This is a genomic window from Candidatus Jidaibacter acanthamoeba (assembly GCF_000815465.1).
In the GTDB taxonomy this organism is placed as follows: Bacteria; Pseudomonadota; Alphaproteobacteria; order Rickettsiales; family Midichloriaceae; genus Jidaibacter; species Jidaibacter acanthamoebae.
The window spans coordinates 1-287 of sequence record NZ_JSWE01000194.1; the positions used below are offsets into that span (position 1 = coordinate 1).

Genomic DNA, 287 nt, shown 5'->3' on the forward strand with positions numbered 1-287 from the left:
GCTCCTTTTACAGCCTTGTCTTTACATGCTCCTTGGCTTATCAACCACTCTACCATCTCTTTATGTCCACCTTGACCAGCAATTTCTACAGCCCAGTCTTTATTTACTCCTTGGCTTACTAACCACTCTAGCAGCTTTTTTTGTCCGCTATCTATAGCCTCTTCTACGGCATTGTCTTTACATGCTCCTTGGCTTACCAACCATTTTACCAGTTCTTTATGTCTACCTCGAACAGCTCCAGCTACGGCGTGGTCTTTACTTGCTCCTTGGCTTAGTAACCATTCCAC

1 protein-coding gene is annotated in these 287 nt (G+C 44.6%); it reads right to left on the reverse strand.

The window, feature by feature from the left end:
• Positions 1 to 287, reverse strand: a 287-nt coding sequence (locus tag NF27_RS12610; protein ID WP_161791850.1) for an ankyrin repeat domain-containing protein, incomplete at both ends; no start/stop codon positions are given.